The sequence below is a fragment of the Aquitalea sp. FG25 genome (assembly GCF_057809375.1).
This window is the reverse complement of sequence record NZ_JBMDJV010000002.1, coordinates 156295-173613: the sequence shown is the minus strand read 5'-3', so window position 1 is coordinate 173613 and position 17319 is coordinate 156295. Positions and strand designations below refer to the sequence as shown.

General features: G+C 59.5%; 17 protein-coding genes. 13 read left to right on the top strand and 4 right to left on the bottom strand.

Annotated features, from left to right (window positions below):
- Positions 1-152: 152 nt before the first annotated feature.
- Positions 153-1745, top strand: a complete 1593-nt coding sequence (locus tag ACODR9_RS02570; protein WP_488807444.1) for an EAL domain-containing protein — start codon at positions 153-155, stop codon at positions 1743-1745.
- A 117-nt stretch (positions 1746-1862) separates the two neighbouring features.
- Here the strand turns inward: ACODR9_RS02570 and ACODR9_RS02565 are convergent, their stop codons facing one another.
- Positions 1863-2837: a potassium channel family protein gene (locus ACODR9_RS02565; protein WP_488807443.1), complete on the bottom strand. Its 975-nt coding sequence runs from the start codon at positions 2835-2837 to the stop codon at positions 1863-1865.
- Positions 2838-3063: 226 nt separating this feature from the next.
- On the opposite strand from ACODR9_RS02565, the gene ACODR9_RS02560 reads away from it, so the two are divergent.
- The 12 genes from ACODR9_RS02560 (at position 3064) to ACODR9_RS02505 (ending at position 14652) form a co-directional block, all read left to right on the top strand.
- Complete coding sequence (locus ACODR9_RS02560) at positions 3064-3465, top strand: YMGG-like glycine zipper-containing protein (RefSeq protein WP_488807442.1); 402 nt, start codon at positions 3064-3066, stop codon at positions 3463-3465.
- A gap of 287 nt (positions 3466-3752) precedes the next feature.
- Complete coding sequence (locus tag ACODR9_RS02555) at positions 3753-4238, top strand: MarR family winged helix-turn-helix transcriptional regulator (RefSeq protein ID WP_488807441.1); 486 nt, start codon at positions 3753-3755, stop codon at positions 4236-4238.
- Entirely contained in the window at positions 4235-6307 is a 2073-nt protein-coding gene (locus tag ACODR9_RS02550) for an FUSC family protein (protein ID WP_488807440.1), read from the top strand. The genes ACODR9_RS02555 and ACODR9_RS02550 overlap by 4 nt, the downstream gene beginning before the upstream one ends.
- A complete protein-coding gene (locus ACODR9_RS02545; protein ID WP_089086263.1) occupies positions 6304-6507 on the top strand; it encodes a DUF1656 domain-containing protein in 204 nt (67 codons plus the stop codon). Before ACODR9_RS02550 ends, ACODR9_RS02545 begins: the two co-directional genes overlap by 4 nt.
- The gene (locus ACODR9_RS02540) at positions 6507-7391 is read left to right on the top strand and encodes an efflux RND transporter periplasmic adaptor subunit (RefSeq protein WP_488807439.1); all 885 of its coding nucleotides are present in this window, start codon (positions 6507-6509) and stop codon (positions 7389-7391) included. Before ACODR9_RS02545 ends, ACODR9_RS02540 begins: the two co-directional genes overlap by 1 nt.
- On the top strand, positions 7388-8827 hold the full coding sequence (locus ACODR9_RS02535; protein WP_488807438.1) for an efflux transporter outer membrane subunit: 1440 nt from the start codon (positions 7388-7390) through the stop codon (positions 8825-8827). Before ACODR9_RS02540 ends, ACODR9_RS02535 begins: the two co-directional genes overlap by 4 nt.
- Before the next feature lie 173 nt (positions 8828-9000).
- The gene (locus tag ACODR9_RS02530; RefSeq protein WP_488807437.1) at positions 9001-10167 is read left to right on the top strand and encodes a GGDEF domain-containing protein; all 1167 of its coding nucleotides are present in this window, start codon (positions 9001-9003) and stop codon (positions 10165-10167) included.
- Positions 10168-10629: 462 nt separating this feature from the next.
- Positions 10630-10824 (top strand): hypothetical protein, encoded by a 195-nt coding sequence (locus tag ACODR9_RS02525; RefSeq protein ID WP_488807436.1) that lies wholly within the window; start codon positions 10630-10632, stop codon positions 10822-10824.
- A 32-nt stretch (positions 10825-10856) separates the two neighbouring features.
- The gene (locus tag ACODR9_RS02520; RefSeq protein ID WP_488807435.1) at positions 10857-12143 is read left to right on the top strand and encodes a DUF2515 family protein; all 1287 of its coding nucleotides are present in this window, start codon (positions 10857-10859) and stop codon (positions 12141-12143) included.
- Between the two features lie 68 nt (positions 12144-12211).
- Positions 12212-13216 carry a hypothetical protein gene (locus ACODR9_RS02515; protein WP_488807434.1) on the top strand — a complete coding sequence of 335 codons (1005 nt, stop codon included), beginning with the start codon at positions 12212-12214 and terminating at the stop codon, positions 13214-13216.
- 152 nt (positions 13217-13368) lie between these two features.
- Positions 13369-14331, top strand: a complete 963-nt coding sequence (locus ACODR9_RS02510) for a hypothetical protein (RefSeq protein WP_488807433.1) — start codon at positions 13369-13371, stop codon at positions 14329-14331.
- 111 nt (positions 14332-14442) lie between these two features.
- On the top strand, positions 14443-14652 hold the full coding sequence (locus ACODR9_RS02505) for a hypothetical protein (protein WP_488807432.1): 210 nt from the start codon (positions 14443-14445) through the stop codon (positions 14650-14652).
- A gap of 76 nt (positions 14653-14728) precedes the next feature.
- On the opposite strand, the gene bluB is transcribed toward ACODR9_RS02505, so the two are convergent.
- Genes bluB through cobO form a run of 3 tightly spaced genes read right to left on the bottom strand, consistent with a single transcriptional unit; the run spans position 14729 to position 17278 of the window.
- The gene (gene bluB, locus ACODR9_RS02500; protein ID WP_488807431.1) at positions 14729-15385 is read right to left on the bottom strand and encodes a 5,6-dimethylbenzimidazole synthase; all 657 of its coding nucleotides are present in this window, start codon (positions 15383-15385) and stop codon (positions 14729-14731) included.
- Positions 15382-16674, bottom strand: coding sequence for a cobyrinic acid a,c-diamide synthase CobB (locus ACODR9_RS02495; RefSeq protein ID WP_488807430.1), 1293 nt, complete (start codon positions 16672-16674; stop codon positions 15382-15384). The genes bluB and ACODR9_RS02495 overlap by 4 nt, the downstream gene beginning before the upstream one ends.
- A 1-nt stretch (position 16675) precedes the next feature.
- A complete protein-coding gene (cobO, locus tag ACODR9_RS02490) occupies positions 16676-17278 on the bottom strand; it encodes a cob(I)yrinic acid a,c-diamide adenosyltransferase (RefSeq protein ID WP_488807429.1) in 603 nt (200 codons plus the stop codon).
- Positions 17279-17319: the final 41 nt, after the last annotated feature.

The window sequence follows — 17319 nt, the reverse complement described above, 5'->3', positions numbered from 1 at the left end:
TTTTCCTCACTTATCCGAAAGGATATCCTTGCAAGCCCGATCCAGCTTGGGTTGGGAGTAATAAGAGCTATGATGACAATAACCAGATAGTGGCCGATGGGGGCACACTGTCGTGAACAACCAGCCATGGGCGTGGTGACTGGAACAAGTGGATGCTTAAAAGGCTCGGGGCGCAGTGGTCGCGCCATGCATTGTCTGCCAAACCGGCGGTGGTTTATCCCGTCGCGGTATGCGCTTGTCTGTTGATTGGCTGGCTGCTGGCTCTGGGGGCGGCGTATCTGCAAGACCGGGCTGATCTGCAGCAGCGGGCCGTGACCATCGCGCATCAGCTGGAGCTGCAGTTTGCCCAAGCCAATACCGCCCTGGCCCGTATTGATGCAATTGTGCCTGGCGGCAATTGTGAGCCGACTTCCCGCTTGCTGGCTGCTGTGGTCCAGGCTACGCCGCATGCCCGCTATGCGCTGCGTACTGCCCCGGATGGCCGGGTGTGCAGCTCGGATATTTCCCGTATTGATAATCCCCCTGCGGTTGCCGCAGGTTCTAGCTTGATTTTGCGTAGCAATCAGGCGGGTAGTCCGGTGTTTGTACTGCAGCACCAGGGTAATGGCGGCAGCATGCTGGAGCTGGGGGCTGCATCGCTGGCTGCCTTGCTGCAGCCTGGCAGTGCGGGTGTCGTGGCCGGGGTGAGGATGGGGTCGCAATATCTGGCTGCAGACGGTACGGTGCGTGCGGTGGATGATGCCATCGGGCAAGGGCTGAGTTATCAGGCTGCAACGCAGGACGGCCTGTTGGAAGTGGTGGTGCAACAATCCTGGGCTGAGGTTCTGCGGCATTCCGTATTGCGCCGGCTGGATACGCTGTTGCTGGCTGCCCTGGCCGGTGTAGCTTTGGGCTGGGCTTTGCTGCGTCGTCAACTGGCACGTAATTCCAGCTCCTGGGAAATCGCCCAGGGCATTCGTAATCGTGAGTTCTTTACCCATTACCAACCCATTGTCACGGCGGAGCATGGCGAGTGCATCGGGGTGGAGGTGCTGGCGCGCTGGCGTCATCCGGTGCAGGGTGCCATTCGTTCCGACCTGTTCATCCCCGCCGCCGAAGATGCCGGGCTGATTGTGCCACTGACCCGTTACCTGATCCGCCGCGTCAGCAAGGAATTCAAGCAAGTTGCATTGCCGCCGGGCTTCCTGGTTGGCATCAATATTGCGGCCGAGCATCTGGGCATGCCAGATCTGGTGGAAGACTGCAAGATTCTGCTGGCCGTACTGCGTGAGAAAAAAGCTGTGCTGGTGCTGGAAGTGTCGGAGCGATTTCCACTGCCCGAGCATCAGGTTACCCACCGGGTGGTGCAAGACCTGCGTCAGATGGGCGTGAAGCTGGCACTGGATGATTTTGGTATTGGCCATGCCGACCGCAATTATTTGCGGCGCTGGGGGTTTGATTATCTGAAGGTGGAAAAGGGTTATGTGTCGGCGCTGGGCAAGGACAGTTTCAAGGCCAATATTCTGGATGGCTTGCTGCAAACCTCGCATCAGCTGGGCGTGCAGGTGATCGTGAAGGGGGTGGAAACCCAGGGGCAGCAGAACTATCTGTCGGTCAAGGGCTTCCAGTTTCTGCAGGGCTTTTATTTTGGCAAGCCGATGACGCTGAATCATTTTCGTCAGTGGCTGTATTCCGGCATCACGCAGGACCGGGTACCGTCTGCTGCCACAATGGCGTCGAGCCGTCGTGAGGCCGCCGATCGTTAAGCCTGATCAGGCCGGAATGATTGCTGGCAGAGCGGCAGCTTGCCATGTGGCCTGGTGCTGATAATCAAAGGATGTGACAAGGGCCGGTTTACACCCGGCCCTTGTGCTGTCTGCTAGTTACTGGGGGGGCTGGGTGCTGATCAGCAGCAAGGATTCCCCGCTGTGCATGATGATTTCCGGGCCGGGGGAAAACTCCACCTCGCCTGGGCTGCGTTCCAGCGCAATCACCATGGCCTTGCCGTCAAAGCCGTCTTTCAGGAAACGCTCCAGTGGCAGGCCTTCCCAGCGCTCGTCCAGCACATGCACTTGGGCGCGAAACTGGTTGGGATAACGGTGGTGCAGGTGCTCGAAGAAGTGCAGGGTTTCCGGATGGGCCACGATATTGGCCATATTCATGCCGCCCAGATGGGATGGAATCACCACATTGTCCGCACCCACTGCCAACAGCTTCTTGCGCGAGCTTTCGTTCTCTGCCTTGGCTACGGCCAACACCTTGCTGTTGAGGCTTTTGGCGGTAACGACCACAAAGGCATTATCAGCATCGGCACTCAGACAGGAAATCAGGGCGCGGGCATGGGTAATGCCGGCTGCGGAGAGGTTTTCATCCTCGGATGCATCCCCGACAATAAAGGGAATCTCCAGCTCCTGCAGCAGCATGGTATTGGCCTCGTCTTTCTCGATCACCACCACTTGATGCTGGGTACCCAGCAGTTCTTCCAGTGCATAGCGACCGGTATGGCTCAGGCCGCAGATGATGGTGTGGCCGCGCATGCGTGTGATCAGTTTTTCCATTTTCTTTCGTCTCAGATAAAGCGGCAGGTCGCCCTGAAACAGCATCAGGGTGAGCGAGGAAATGCCATAACCGACTACGCCGGTGCCAAACACGATCAGGGCAATGGTGAAGTAGCGGCCATCCAGCGACAGGTTGTGGGTTTCACCATAGCCGATGGTGGCCAGGGTAATGACTGTCATGAACAGGCTGTCGGAGAAGTCCCAGTGTTCGATCAGCATGTAGCCGCTGGTGCCAAACAGCAGCGCGGCAAAAACCAGGCTGCTCAGGAACACGAGTTTACGCGGGAAGCTTTGGCGCATGAGAGAGTGGGGTGCCGCTGGGAAATGCGGCATTATAGCCGCTCTGCATGACTACGACATGCAGAGTTCTGTGCGCTGAGGCGGCAAGAAGGCGAAATGCTGAAGGCGAAAATGTGTACAAACATGTGCCGGAGCGGCTGGTGCAATGCTTCTTCACACTGTTTTACACGCCGTTACTTGTGGCTGGATAAGCTGGGTGTGTATCAACGCACTGGAGGTCCAGTCCATGAAAACCCGCATCCTGATTCCCGCGCTGCTGGCGCTGTCGTTCACCAGTTTGGCGCATGCCGATGCCTCGGCCATTCTCGGCGGCGCATTGGGTGGTGCAGTAGGGGCCGCTGTTGGCCAATCCATTGGCGGCCGCAATGGTGCCATCATCGGCGGCGCAGTGGGTGGCAGCGTAGGCACCGCGCTGGCTTACCAGCGTGACGACTATCGCCCATACCGCCCGGCACCGGCTCCGGTGCCGGTTTACCAGCCCGTGACTTATGTTGCCCCTGTGCGCTATGTCGAGCCGCCGCGCTATCACCACTGGCATGATGACCGCCGTGACGAATACCGCGACTGGCATGATCGCGGCTGGCATGGCCGTGGCTGGCGCGACGGCTATTATCGTTACGGCGATTAAACGTTTTCACCGCAGAGCAAGCCCTGAGCAATCAGGGCTTTTTCTTTTTGCGCAGCCCATGTGCATTGCCCGGCGTGTTGATTGGCAGCACGGTTTCTGATGTTGTCCGGCGGATGGCCAGCTCATGCACTGATCTCTGGTCAGCCGACGGGGCCTGGCTCACACTTTTGCACCGCTGGGTGATGGTGGCCGGTTATCGCTATCTGCATGACGATAAAGTGGTTGCCTGCCGGGCTTGCTGTTCCCTATAATTGATTAGCAATCAAATCATTCACATGCGAAGCATTATGAACAGTGTAGATTTACTACGGCTTGGCATTACCAGTGCCATCATGCATGCCGGCCGCAAGTGGCGGCATATTTCGCAGGATGTGGTATTTGGTCATGGCCTGACGGCCCCCTGCGCTACCGCGCTGATTTTTATCGGTCGCTTGGGCGAGGGGATCAACCAGGTGGCGCTGGCCGAGGAAATCGGCATTGAAGGCCCGTCGCTAGTGCGCGTGATTGACCAGCTGGCAACGGATGGACTGGTGCGGCGGGAAAAAGACAAAGTGGATCGCCGTTCCAACACTTTGTGGTTTACCGAGGCGGGCAGGGCGCTGACCAACAAGATCGAAGTTGAACTGGTGGGCTTGCGCGCACTGGTGTTCAAGGATGTTGCAGCGGCGGACCTGGAGGCCACGCTGCGGGTTTTTGCTGCGGTGGATGATGCATTCCAGCGGCCCGGGCTGGCGGCTGAGCTGGCGGCAATGGCCGGGCAGGAACGCGCATGACGTTTCCTTCTTGGCGCGACTGGCTTTTTTCGGCCAAGGTTTTTGCTGCAGCCATGCTGGCGCTCTTTGTAGCCATGGCACTGGAGCTGCCACGGCCTTATTGGGCAATGGCTACGGTATACGTGGTGTCGCACCCGCTGACCGGGGCCACCCGTTCCAAGGCGGTGTACCGCATTGGCGGTACCTTGCTGGGCGCTGCTGCCGCCGTCATCCTGATACCGTTGTTTGTCAATGCACCTACTTTGCTGTGTCTGGTGGTGGCCTTGTGGACTGGCAGCCTGCTGAGCATCTCCCTGCTGGACCGCACGCCGCGCAGCTATCTGTTCATGCTATCGGCTTATACCTTGCCGATGATTGCCCTGCCTACGCTGAACAATCCGGAAACCATCTTCGATGTAGCACTGGCGCGCAGCGAGGAGATCCTGCTTGGCATCCTGTGTGCCAGCGTAGTGTCGGCACTGGTATGGCCAGGCAAGGTAGCCCCCATTTTCAGCGCCCGCATCAATAGCTGGATGCAGGATGCGTGCGACTGGGCTTGCGAGTTGCTTACCCCGCCGCAGGGGGAGTCTGCGCCGCAAGTTCATGCCAGCCGCCACAAACTGGCAGCGGATATCCTGGCGCTGGACCAGTTCATTTCCCATCTCTCCTACGACACCACCAGCTTTGCCATGGTGAAGCATGCGCGGGAGCTGCGCGGCCGCATGAGCATGCTGCTGCCCATTTTGTCCTCGCTGACCGAAACCCGGCAGGCGCTGGTGCAGCAGGCGGCAGGGCTGCCCGCACCGCTGGCGGCGCTGATGCAGCAGGTGGCCGACTGGATGGCAGACCCGGATCTCGCCCGCAGCCGTCAGGCGGTGCCAGCGCTGCAGCGCCAGCTGGCGGCGTTGAAGCAGGACATTGCCCATGGCAATGACTGGCCGTCGCTACTGACTGCTCATGTGCTGGCACGGGTGCAGTCGCTGATTAACTTGTGGCTGGACTGTCGGCTATTGCAGCAGTTGCTGGCAGAAGAGCACCCCACTTTTCAGTGGAAACCAGCCTATCGGCATTGGCCGGTGGGAGGCACTGCACGGCATTACGATTACGGCATGGTGGCGTTTTCCTCGTTGCAGGCGTCTACCGCCATCTTTCTGGCTTCGCAGCTGTGGATACAACTTGGCTGGACCGACGGTTCCGGTGCCGTGATCATGGTGGCGATTGCCTCCTGCTTTTTTGCCGCGCTGGACGAACCCGCCCCGATGATGCGCATCTTCCTTATCTGGGCCGTGGTCAGTATCGTGCTGGCTACCGTATTGCTGTTTATGGTGATTCCGGCGGCCTATACCTTTGAAATGCTGGTGGCCATGCTGGCGGTGCCGTTTTTGCTGGTGGGTACACTGTTTACCCGACCGCAGTTCACCATGATTGCCATGATGTTGACGGTGAATACCGCCACCTTCCTCAGCCTGCAAGGGGCGTACGACACCGATTTCAATGCGTTTTTCAACGGTAATGTCGCCACCGTGGTAGGGGTATCGTTTGCGCTGTTGTTCAGCCTGCTGGTGCGTCCCTTCGGCATCGAGCTGGCCATTCGCCGCCTGCGGCGTGCCAGCTGGCACGACCTGGCCCGCATGGCGGCAGGACGTGAGCTGGACGATTATCCGCAGTTGACCGCGCGCATGATGGACCGACTGGGTCAGTTGATTCCGCGCCTGGCCGCCAGCGGCCACGATCAGTTGCCCCAGGCCTTCAGCGAACTACGTACCGGCTTTAGCGTATTGCACCTGCAGCGCGACGAAAATGCCTTACCCGGCCCGGCAGGCCAGCGTGTGCAGCAGGTGCTGGACGACGTGGCCGTGCATTACCGGCAGGCGCTGGCATTGCGCCAGCAACCGCAAACCCGCGCACAGCTGCTGCAGCGTATCGATACTGCCCTGGATCAGGTGCTGTCCACATCACGCCGCAGCGACCACCACGTGCTGACCGTGCTCAATGCCCTGGTGGAACTGCGGCTTACCCTGTTTCCGGCAGCCGGCAGTTTTGCCGCAGCGGACACCTTACCCCTGGCTACTGGAGGTGTGACACCGTGATCGGTGAAATCGAAATTTACGGGGTGTTCTTCCCCAGCCTGCTGATCCTGATGGTACTGGCCTTTGGCGTCACCGCCGGCCTGCGCATCCTGCTGGGTCAGCTGGGCTTCTACAAACTGGTATGGCACCGTTCGCTGATGAACTTTGCCTTGTATGTAATCGTGCTCGGCGGTTTCGTCGTGCTGACTCGCGGATGGTAATGATGAAGAAGCTGGCAGGAAAAGCGGGCCCGGTGGCCCTGACCCTGATTGTGGTAGTGGCAGCCGTGCTGGTAGGGCGCTATCTGTGGGATTACTACACCAATGCGCCGTGGACGCGGGATGGCCACATCCGTGCCGACGTGGTGCAGATTTCACCGGATGTCTCCGGCCTGATCACCGAGGTGAAGGTCAGTGACAACCAGCTGGTAAAGCGCGGTCAGATACTGTTTGTCATCGACCGCGCCCGCTACGCCCTGGCACTGAAACAGGCTGAGGCCGCACTGGCCATGCAGAATGCTGGCCTGGCACAAGCACGGCGCGAGGCCGCACGTAACCGTGGCCTGGCCGACCTGGTGGCCAAGGAAAACATCGAGCAGAGCGAAGCACGCGTGCAGCAGGACGAGGCCAATGTTGCGGCTGCCGCTACCGCCGTGGACGTAGCCCGGCTGAACTTGCAGCGCACCGTGGTAAGCAGCCCGGTGGATGGTTATCTGAACGACCGCATGCCACGCGTGGGCGACTATGTCAGCACCGGCAAACCGGTGCTGTCGCTGGTGGATGCCCGTTCCTTCCATGTGGACGGCTATTTTGAGGAAACCAAGCTCGGTCGGGTACAGGTGAACCAGCCGGTGGAAATCCAGATCATGGGCGAGGCGCGCAAGCTGCGCGGCCACGTGCAGAGCATTGCCGCCGGTATCGAAGACCGTGACCGCAGCAACGGTGCCACCTTGCTGCCCAATGTGAACCCCACCTTCAACTGGGTACGGCTGGCACAGCGCATACCGGTACGGGTCACCCTGGATGAAGTGCCGGCAGATTTCCGCATGATTGCCGGTCGCACCGCCACCGTGGCGGTACTGGCGGGCAAGGGAGGTCAGCCGTGAAGCGTTTTTGTCCTGCCGGCTTGCTGGTGCTGACTGCCTTGGCCGGCTGCACCACCGTAGGCCCGGATTACCATCTGCCGGATAAGGCTGCCATGCAGCGCCCGGCCGCGCAGGCCGGTTTTGCCAATGTAGATGGCAAGCTGACCAGCCCGCAGCCGGTAGCCAGCCGCTGGTGGCAGCTTTATCACGACCCGGTGCTCAACCAACTGGTGGCTGAAGCACAAGCCGCCAATACCGATTTGCGTGCTGCTAGCGCCAACCTGCAAAAAGCCATGGCAGTGGCCACCGAAGTGCATGCTGAAGCCGGCCCGCATGCTGCCGTATCGGCATCGGCAGAGCGGGCGCGTGTTTCCGGTCAGAGCATGCTGCTGGAAGAACCGCTGCCGGTGACCAATCTGGGGGATGAGGGCATCCGGGTTGCGTATCAGCTGGATTTGTTTGGCAAACTCAAGCGCGGCGAAGAAGCCGCCGCAGCCAATACCGAGGCCGTGGCTGCCGCGCGCGACCTGGCCAGCATCACCGTGACAGCAGAAACCGTACGCAGCTACTTGCAGATATGCTCGGCCAACCATGGCTACCAGGTTTTGCAGCAGCAATACGGCCTGCAGCAGAAACAAGTGGATCTGACGCGACGTCTGGCACGGGCAGGGCGGTTGACGCCAACCGACGTACTGCGCGCCCAGGCGCAGGCGGATAGCGTGCAGGCCGGCTTGCCCGCCTACCTGGCGCAGCGTGATGCCGCACGCTACCGGCTGGCCATGCTGCTGGGCAAGACCCCGGGCGAAGCACTGCCGCCAGCCGCGCTCTCCTGCGCGCAGGAACCGCAACTGGCCCAGGCTATTCCGGTGGGGGATGGCCGCGCGCTGCTGGCACGCCGTCCGGACGTGAAACAGGCCGAACGCCGGCTGGCACAGTCCAGCGCCATGATCGGTGTGGCCACCGCCGAGCTGTATCCCAGCATCACGCTGGGGGCTTCTGCCGGTTTTACCGGTTTTGTGGAAGACCTGGGCAAGCGTTCCACCCAGCGTTTTGGCTTTGGCCCGCTGATCAGCTGGACCATTCCCGATAGCGGCAGCCGCGCCCGTGTAACGGCAGCACGGGCCGACAATGCCGTCGCCCTGGCGCATTTTGATGGCGTGGTGCTCAATGCCCTGCGTGAAGTGGAAACCAGCCTCAGCCTGTATGGCAAAGATTTGCAGCGGCTGAATCTGCTGCGTAGCGCCCGCGACAATGCACGCGATGCCGCCGCGCAGAACCGCCGGCTGTATCAGGCGGGGCGTGCGCCTTACCTGTCCAGCCTGGATGCCGACCGCACCTTGGTCAGCAGCGATCTGGCCGTGGCCAGTGCCGAAAGCCAGCTGGCCCAGGATCAGGTGGCGTTGTTCCTGACACTGGGGGGTGGCTGGGAGGAGCAAGCGCAGCAGCAGAAGGATTGAAAATGCTGGCGATCAGCTGTCCGGATCGTTGTTGATCGCCAGCATTTGCTGAGATGGTCGGCACATTTGTCATTGCTTCAGGGTAAAAAAATTCCATCCGAATGCAATGGACTTGTGCCAGCTAGCCGTCCGGGCATAGCATGGCGGCCTTGATGTCTGTACGGAAGCAATTCATGGCGGTTCCCGGCAGTATTCCCATTCTCTTACCGGTATTTATGGTCACCGAGTTGCTGTGTGCCTGTAATACGGTGCAGCTGTGGTCATTGAAAAAAGCGGGTGTCGCCGGAACCCGCAGCTGGCTGCTGGCCAATATTGCCATGCTGGGTTATCTGCCGTCGCTGGGACTGCGCATGGCGCTACCGCTGGTATTCAGCGTGGTGTTAAGCAACGGCCTGGGCCTGGTGGCAGCCAGCATGTTTTACATCGGCTGCGCCCGTTTTCTGGGTAGGCCAAGCCATATCTGGCCACTGGCGGTGCTGGTGCTGACCGGCATTGGCGGTTTGCTGGGCTTTACCCTGGTGCTGGACAGCATACCGATGCGCGTGGTGATTTCCTCCGGCGGCATCAGCATCGTGTTTGCGGCCACCGCCTGGCTGCTATACCGCCACCGCGAGCCCACGCACCGGGCTGCAGTCTACTGGCTGGGCGCGGCCTGCAGCGCTGTCACATCCCTGTTGCACCTGTCGCGATCGATTTACTACGGTGGTGGCTATGGCGATATCAACGACCTGTTTGCCACCACGGTGGCCAATGTCTTTTCCATGAGCATGACCGCCGCGCTGGTGCCTGGCCTGTCCATGCTGGCTGTGGCCATGGTGCAGGAACACCTGCTGAGCGAAGCTACCTGGCGTGCCGAGCACGATGGCATGACCGGGCTGAACACCCGGCAGTATTTTGAAACCCGCAGCATGCAGTTATTGCAGCAGGCCCAGGTCAGCGCCTTTCCCCTGTGTCTGGTGTTGATGGATCTGGATCATTTCAAGCAGATTAACGATCGCCATGGCCACCAGGCAGGCGATCAGGTATTGCTGACGTTCAGCGCCCTGTTGCAGCAGGGCTTGCGACCGGGCGATGTGGCAGGGCGCATGGGCGGCGAGGAGTTTGCGCTGTTGCTGCCGCAGACCACGGCACCGCAGGCGCTGGCGCTGGCAGAGGATTTACGTTTGCGCGCCAGCGCAATGCCGGCCGCCTCGCTTGGCGGCAGCATTCCCTACAGTGTCAGCATGGGGCTGGCCGCATGGCAGCCCGGCATTGCGTTTCCCGAACTCTACCGCCACGCCGACCAGGCTTTGTATGCGGCCAAGCAGGCCGGGCGCAATACCATCGTCACCCATGGCTGATCTGCTCTTCCTGGCACGCTGAGTTCAGCGCAACTGCAGCGCCTGCTGCATGTCGACTGCGGCAAAAGTGATGCCTTGATTAGGTTGCAATTGCGTCACAAGGTCCAAATCGGCACTGCGCTACTTAGGTACGCATGACGTACAACGTTAGCCAGCGGCAGCAAAAGAAAAAGTCTTAAATTTTGCGATGAATGTATCAATTTTATTGATGCAGACAAACCGCATCACCGAGGAGCCGCCGACTGGTCAAGTTGTGCTGTACAGGCTGATATGGCTGTACAGCAAGGCGGTTATGGCTTGCTCTGGCACCTTCGTCACCTAGGCCAGCCCGATCAGTACCAACCAATTCATCTGGTTCGGATATTCGATCTTTCGCCACGCAGACTCCTCCCCGTCTGATTGGCATCACACCGTGCGCACTTAGATGATTGCCAATGTCATCGCTCCTGCACGGATCCACCCATGGCCAACTCCCGCCAGCTCACCATCGCCGTTACCTGTGTCGATGCCGACCAGCCGCTGGTCTCCCTCATCGACCAGCCCGTCAGCCTCTCCATTACCCCATCTCCGGTCAAGCAGCCGCCTGCTGCCACCGCACCGGCATCCGTCACACCAGAAACCAATCAACCAGCCGTCAAGCCAGGAGACCAGCCATGAGCCAGGGCAATCCGCTCACCCGCAGCCAGATCATGAGCAAAGACAATCTCTCGGCCACCAGCATGCTCAATAGCAAGCCCAACTCGGTGTGTTATCTGGAGGGGACGTGCCAAACCGCCTGGAGCCTGGCGCAGCAGTTTGCCATCGTGCGGCTGTCGCCCTCCACCCCGCCAAGGCCGCCAAGGCCGCTCTCGTCAGGCTCGCAGCCAAAACCAAAACAGCCAGCCCAGCCGTTAAAGATCAAGACGATGGTAACCATTCCGCCTAAGTTGCTCCCCATCCCGCCGCAATGGCTATCCCTTTCGTCAAAGATCAAGACAATACCCATCAGCCCGATATGGTACCCACCGACAGAAGGATCTATAGACGAGAAAATACAGCGCACCAGTATCGTGGCCGCCACTTATGCCCGCTTCTATCTGGAAACCGAGGAGTTTGGCAACCCAAAACGCAAGGGCCGCTACTACTGGATGGCACTGGGGGCATTCGCCAGCAAAACCGTGGCCTGTTCCCTGAAAAACAATGCCCTCAGAGCCGCCAACGCCGTGGGCATCGACGCGGTGGTCAATGGCCTGGGCAAGGGCAATTTCTGGCTGTTTCAGGATATTGCCCCCATTCACTGGCTGCACAGCTATGACGACAGCGCTTACTTCCACTGCGCCAACACGCGCGGCGAAAAACTATACGAGGTGATGGAAAGCAAGCTCAAGCAGCTCCCCTGGGCCAAGCAGGCGCTGCCGATATTACAAAACCTGAAACTGTCGTCCTATGTACAGACTGGCATGCGTTTGGTACGCGAAATTGAGAAGCTTCCGCCGGGATCAAAAGAATACCGCCAAGCACAATTTGCCCATTTATTAGAGATAGCCAATCACGAACAACGAGTGGTACTGCAAAAGCTGATTTATAACGACCCCGGCTTTGCCGTGTGGCTGCAACGCCAACGCGCCGCGCAAAACGCAGCAGACACACTGCTGGAACCAAGCAGAACCTGGCCCCCGCTCTACGTGGACGAGAGCATGCAGGCCCCAGCTCTGTTCATCAAAACCATACTGCCCCCCTTGGAACTGGTGTTTGCCGCCGCCTGTGAAACCAAGGACCCAAAACTCAAATCCGTCGCGCCCAAAGACACCGTATTGGAAAACGAAAACAGCCGAATGAAGTGGATTAAAGATGCGGCCAACCAATTCCATGAATTGATGGAAACACAAGCTGCGTATATGGACCAGCAATTAAGCAGCATCGCCGACGGGCATAAGCCGACGATGACCACCTTTGAGCTGGTATTACGCCAACACGACCCATGGTGCATGCTATGAAAACCATGACTCTTTTGCTATTGCTATTCCTGATTGCCTGCCGACCTGCCCATACCGAGGAGAACAAGGTGCAAAAAAAATTTCCGGACCCACTTGTTATTCGCATCGGTGAAAGCAGCACCGATTTTGGCAAACGCTTTCCTAATCTGGTGAATATCGATCAGCAACCGGCAGGTATTAATTTCTACAGCTTGGATGCCGACTATCTTGGGCAACAAGTTACTGTACATATAGAACACGGCAAACATAGTCTTGATATTCCATTTTCCCTCGGCACCACTGGAATAGTAAATGCCGATTATCCTTCTGAGGGACTATATAAGTTTCATGTGTACGCCGCCCTCACCGCTCAAGACACTTTAAGCAATGAAGCGGTACGGGTGTATATCAACAGCCTGCTGCAACAATTCCGCGCCAAAGGCTGGCAACCGCTGTTTTACTATGACGCCCCACGGCTGCGAGGGCAGGAGCAGTTTGACTATGTCGTGACCAAACCACTGTTGCCACTAGATGGCGAGATGGACCTCAGCCCGCACAACTGGCAGCGCATCGACTGGATTGCCAGGCCCTACTGGATGTTCTACGCCGACAATGTGTTTGCCCAAATCGAGTTCAGCCGCTCCCCCACCTGGGAGGACCCCAAGCAGCCCGGTACCGGTTTGCTGACTATCGACTTCCAAAGCATGGAAAGTTACCTGCGCTCGGAAATCGAAGAAAAAGACCGCGCCAACTGGCGTGCCTTCTGGCCGGACAAGGCCAAGTGGTATCGCGACCGGCGCGATAGTGCGGAAATCCGCTTACACAAGGAAGGCAAGCATATCGACCTGCACTACCAGGACCCGCCCTTACCGCCATCGCCGCCCGGCCAACAGAATCCGGTGCTGCCAGAGGAAGTCACCCGCCCGGCCCATCCGCTGCTCAAGCCCGCCGATCAAGTGCCACCACGCCGAGACGCTCCCTCCATCGGTACCCGCTGTCGTAGCGGCGACACCTGCCCACAATCCGGGATATGGCAAGTGCAGTGGCCGGGAGACAGCATACTGGCGGCCCGGCCCAGCAATTTCATAACTTAATGGATAAAGAAGCTGCGTATATGGACCAGCAATTACGCAGCATCGCCGACGGGCATAAGCCGACGATGACCACCTTTGAGCTGGTATTACGCCAACACGACCCATGGTGCATGCTATGAAAACCATGACTCTTTTGCTATTGCTATTCCTGATTGCCTGCCGACCTGCCCATACTGAGGAGAATAATGTGCAAAAAAAAATTTCCCGACCCACTTGTTATTCGAATCGGTGAAAGCAGTGCCGACTTTGGCAAACGCTTTCCCCATCTGGTGAATATCAATCAGCAACCGGCAGGCATTAATTTTTATGACTTGGACGTTGACTATCTTGAGCAGAAAGTGACAGTGCATTTTGAACATGGCAAACACAGCCTCGACATTCCATTTTCTATTGGCACCACAGGATTAGAAGATGGCCGTTATTTATCAGAAGGCATCTCAAAAATAACTGTTTTTGCTGGACTTTCTGCAGAAGTAAAAAATTCCGATGAATATGTACGAACTCATATCAACAGCCTGCTGCAACAATTCCGCGCCAAAGGCTGGCAGCCGCTGTTTTACTATGATGCACCACGGCTGAGGGGGCAGGAACAGTTTGAATATGCTTTGCAAAAACGTAGTTTTGAACTAGATGGCGCGATAGACCTCAGCCCGCATAACTGGCAACGCATCGACTGGATTGCCAGCACCTCCTGGATGTTCTACGCCGACAATGTGTTTGCCCAAATCGAGTTCAGCCGCTCCCCCACCTGGGAGGACCCCAAGCAGCCCGGTACCGGTTTGCTGACTATCGACTTCCAAAGCATGGAAAGTTACCTGCGCTCGGAAATCGAAGAAAAAGACCGCGCCAACTGGCGTGCCTTCTGGCCTGCCAAGGCCAAGTGGTACCGCGACCGGCGCGATAGCGCGGAAATCCGCTTGCACAAGGCAGGCAAGCATATCGACCTGCACTACCAGGACCCGCCCTTACCGCCACCGCCGCCCGGCCAGCGCAACCCGGAGCTGCCGCCGGAAGTCACCCGCCCGGCCCATCCGCTGCTCAAGCCCGCCGATCAAGTGCCACCACGCCGTGACTCTTCAGCCCGTTTATCTGCTGCACATGCAACTGGAGGCTAGCTGCCTAGTCTTATCCGGTGTGCTGGAGCGGCCTGAAATCACCATCTGAATGCTGCGGCAACTGCGCGTGAACAGTCTATAAATGGACTTGATGGCAGCGGGGTGTGCATTTTGTCGGACATGGTGTACCCGCCGTGGTCGCTGGAGGGGCGGCGTATCGAAACAATCAATCTGCACGCGCAGGTGCCGCCGATGACACTGGGGCTGGCGTGGAAGGCGCAGGCAGAAATCAGCCAGCCCATCGCCTTGTTTCGTGACTATTTCCGCCAGCAGTTCATGACACCGTTCAGCAGCCATCGCAGTGCTGCTGCGCGCTATTAACCAAAGCCTGTTGCTGCGCGCTACGCCTTGTACTGCCGGCCTTGCCCAGGAGGCTAGGCCGGCTTATTAGTTGCTGTTAACTCGCCTGGCGGTGCGGTTGGGCCCAACCGTTTTCAAACACCAGCTCGGCCAGGTTTTGTCGCTGCGCCCAGTTTTCCTGTTCCAGCATGGGTTTGTCGTAAAAGGCCTCGACATGGCCGATGCACAGGATGGCTACCGCCTTGGCCTCGGCAGGCAGGCCCAGCAGCGTGCCCAGCCGCTGCGGGTCGAACAGCGATACCCAGCCCAGGCCGATGCCTTCGGCGCGGGCTGCCAGCCACATGTTCTGGATGGCGCAGGCGATGGAGCAGATATCCATTTCCGGCAGGGTGCGGCGGCCAAATATATGGCGTTCGCGCCCGTCCATCAGCGCGGCCACCAGCACCTCGCCACAGTCGAGAATGCCCTCCACCTTCAGCTTCATGAATTCTTCTTCGCGCTGGCCCAGTGCCTTGGCGGTGGCTACCCGTTCTACCTCTACCTCGGCATGCAGCTGCTGACGCAGGGCGGTATCGGTAATGCGGATAAAGCGCCAGGGCTGCATATAGCCCACGCTGGGGGCCAGATGAGCGGCTTGCAGCAGGCGTTGCAGCAGGGCAGGGTCGACCGGGTCCGGCTTGAAGTGGCGCATGTCGCGCCGTTCGCGGATGGCACGGTAGACGGCGTCGATGTCAGCTTGGGGGTAGGCATTCATGGCAGGAACAATCTGGCGCAGGCCAAGGGGTTGGACGGGAAATACAGGTGCAGATAACTGGCCAGCAGGCTGCCGTGGCGGTATACCGGCTCGCCCGGCCCGCTAGCTGTGGCGCGGCTGGCATGGGTGAGCGGGGTGATGGGCGTATCCAGGCTGGAGTAATGGAAGGTATGGCCGCGCAGTATTTCGCCATCCAGTTGCAGTTGTTGCAGACCCAGTGCGCTCAAGCGGCTACCCAGCCGGGCATGGCCGGGCAGCAGGCCCAGCATCTGCGCGCTTTGACCATGCTTGTCGGCCAGGCTGTCCAGCAGGTAAAGCATGCCGCCACATTCGGCATACAGCGGCTTGCCTGCTGCCACATGGGCGTGCAGGCTGGTGCGGCTGCGCTGAGCGGCGGCCAGTGTAGCCAGATGCAGCTCCGGATAACCGCCGGGCAGCCAGACGGCATCGCAGTCGGGCAGGGCGTCGTCGGCCAGCGGGGAGAAGAAGCACAGCTCGGCCCCCAATGCCTGTAGCGTCTGGATATTGGCTGGGTAGATAAAGCTGAAGGCGGTATCGCGGGCGATGGCGATGCGTACGCCGTCCAGCAAGCGTGGCAGGCTGGGTGCGGTGGCAGGCTGGAAGGCGACGGCTGGCGGCAATTGCGCCAGCGCGGTATTGGCCAGCTGGGCGGCGGCGCGCTGCAGCCGCGCTTCCAGATCATCCACTTCCTGCGCCTGCACCAGGCCCAGATGGCGCTCTGGTAGGCCCATGTCCTGCTGGCGCATTACTGCGCCCAGATAGTTGAGGCTGGCGGGCAGGGCGGCGGTGAGCATTTCTGCATGACGGGCTGATGCCACCTGATTGGCCAGCACGCCATAAAACGGCAGGCCGGGGCGGAAGGTGGCCAGGCCATGCGCCACCGCCGCAAAGGTTTGCGCCATGCCGGCCGCGTCGATGATGGCGGCCACCGGTACGCCAAACAATTGGGCCAGGTCGGCACTGCTGGGCGTGCCATCGAACAGGCCCATGCTGCCTTCAATCAGGATCAGGTCAGCCTCGGCGGCGGCGGCATACAGGCGCTGGCGACAGTCGTCCTCGCCATTCATCCACAAATCCAGCGCGTACACGGTGTGGCCGCTGGCCTGTTCCAGCACATAGGGGTCGAGAAAATCCGGCCCGGTTTTGAACACGCGCACGGTCCGGCCCTGCTGGCGGTGGTAGCGCGCCAGGCCTGCCGTCAGTGTCGTTTTGCCCTGATGCGAGGCCGGGGCGCTGATGAACAGCGCCGGGCAGTGGCGGCTGGCCATGTCAGAACTCCACGCCTTGTTGCGCCTTGATGCCCTGTTCGCGGAACGGGTGCTTCACCAGTTTCATCTCGGTGACCAGATCAGCGGCGTCAATCAGCGCCTGCGGCGCATGGCGGCCGGTAATCACCACATGCAGATTGGCCGGGCGATTAGCCAGTGCCGCCAGCACCTCGTCCAGCGGCAGGTAGTCGTACTTCAGCACGATGTTCAGCTCATCCAGAATCAGCATGTCGTAGTCGCCGCTGTTCAGCATTTCCAGCGCGGCTTCCCAGCCCTGGCGTGCGGTGGCGATGTCAGCCTCGCGGTTCTGGGTGTTCCAGGTATAGCCCTCGCCCATGGTGAGGAAACGGCAGTTGTCGAAGCGGCTGAACAGATCGCGCTCGGCGGTGTGCAGCGCGCCCTTGATGAACTGCACCACGCCCAGCTGCATGCCGTGGCCGACAATGCGCAGGCCCATGCCAAAGGCGGCGCTGCTCTTGCCCTTGCCGGTGCCGGTATGGACGATGAGCAAGCCTTTTTCCTTGGTGGCGGCGGCTTTTTTCTTTTCAAAGCCAGCCTTGCGCTTTTCCACCATGCGCTGGTGGGCGGCGGCGTCGGTTTTCATGGCGGTTTCCTTCTGACTGCTAGCTTGATGCAGCGGTCGGG

Excerpts from the sequence above, each read along its gene's own strand:
- ACODR9_RS02570 (WP_488807444.1), top strand. The coding sequence starts at position 153 with ATGCTTAAAAGGCTCGGGGCGCAGTGGTCGCGCCATGCATTGTCTGCC.
- cobO (WP_488807429.1), bottom strand. The coding sequence starts at position 17,278 with ATGAAAACCGACGCCGCCGCCCACCAGCGCATGGTGGAAAAGCGCAAG.
- ACODR9_RS02555 (WP_488807441.1), top strand. The coding sequence starts at position 3,753 with ATGAACAGTGTAGATTTACTACGGCTTGGCATTACCAGTGCCATCATG.
- ACODR9_RS02525 (WP_488807436.1), top strand. The coding sequence starts at position 10,630 with ATGGCCAACTCCCGCCAGCTCACCATCGCCGTTACCTGTGTCGATGCC.
- ACODR9_RS02550 (WP_488807440.1), top strand. The coding sequence starts at position 4,235 with ATGACGTTTCCTTCTTGGCGCGACTGGCTTTTTTCGGCCAAGGTTTTT.
- bluB (WP_488807431.1), bottom strand. The coding sequence starts at position 15,385 with ATGAATGCCTACCCCCAAGCTGACATCGACGCCGTCTACCGTGCCATC.
- ACODR9_RS02565 (WP_488807443.1), bottom strand. The coding sequence starts at position 2,837 with ATGCGCCAAAGCTTCCCGCGTAAACTCGTGTTCCTGAGCAGCCTGGTT.
- ACODR9_RS02530 (WP_488807437.1), top strand. The coding sequence starts at position 9,001 with ATGGCGGTTCCCGGCAGTATTCCCATTCTCTTACCGGTATTTATGGTC.
- ACODR9_RS02540 (WP_488807439.1), top strand. The coding sequence starts at position 6,507 with ATGATGAAGAAGCTGGCAGGAAAAGCGGGCCCGGTGGCCCTGACCCTG.
- ACODR9_RS02520 (WP_488807435.1), top strand. The coding sequence starts at position 10,857 with ATGAGCAAAGACAATCTCTCGGCCACCAGCATGCTCAATAGCAAGCCC.
- ACODR9_RS02560 (WP_488807442.1), top strand. The coding sequence starts at position 3,064 with ATGAAAACCCGCATCCTGATTCCCGCGCTGCTGGCGCTGTCGTTCACC.
- ACODR9_RS02495 (WP_488807430.1), bottom strand. The coding sequence starts at position 16,674 with ATGGCCAGCCGCCACTGCCCGGCGCTGTTCATCAGCGCCCCGGCCTCG.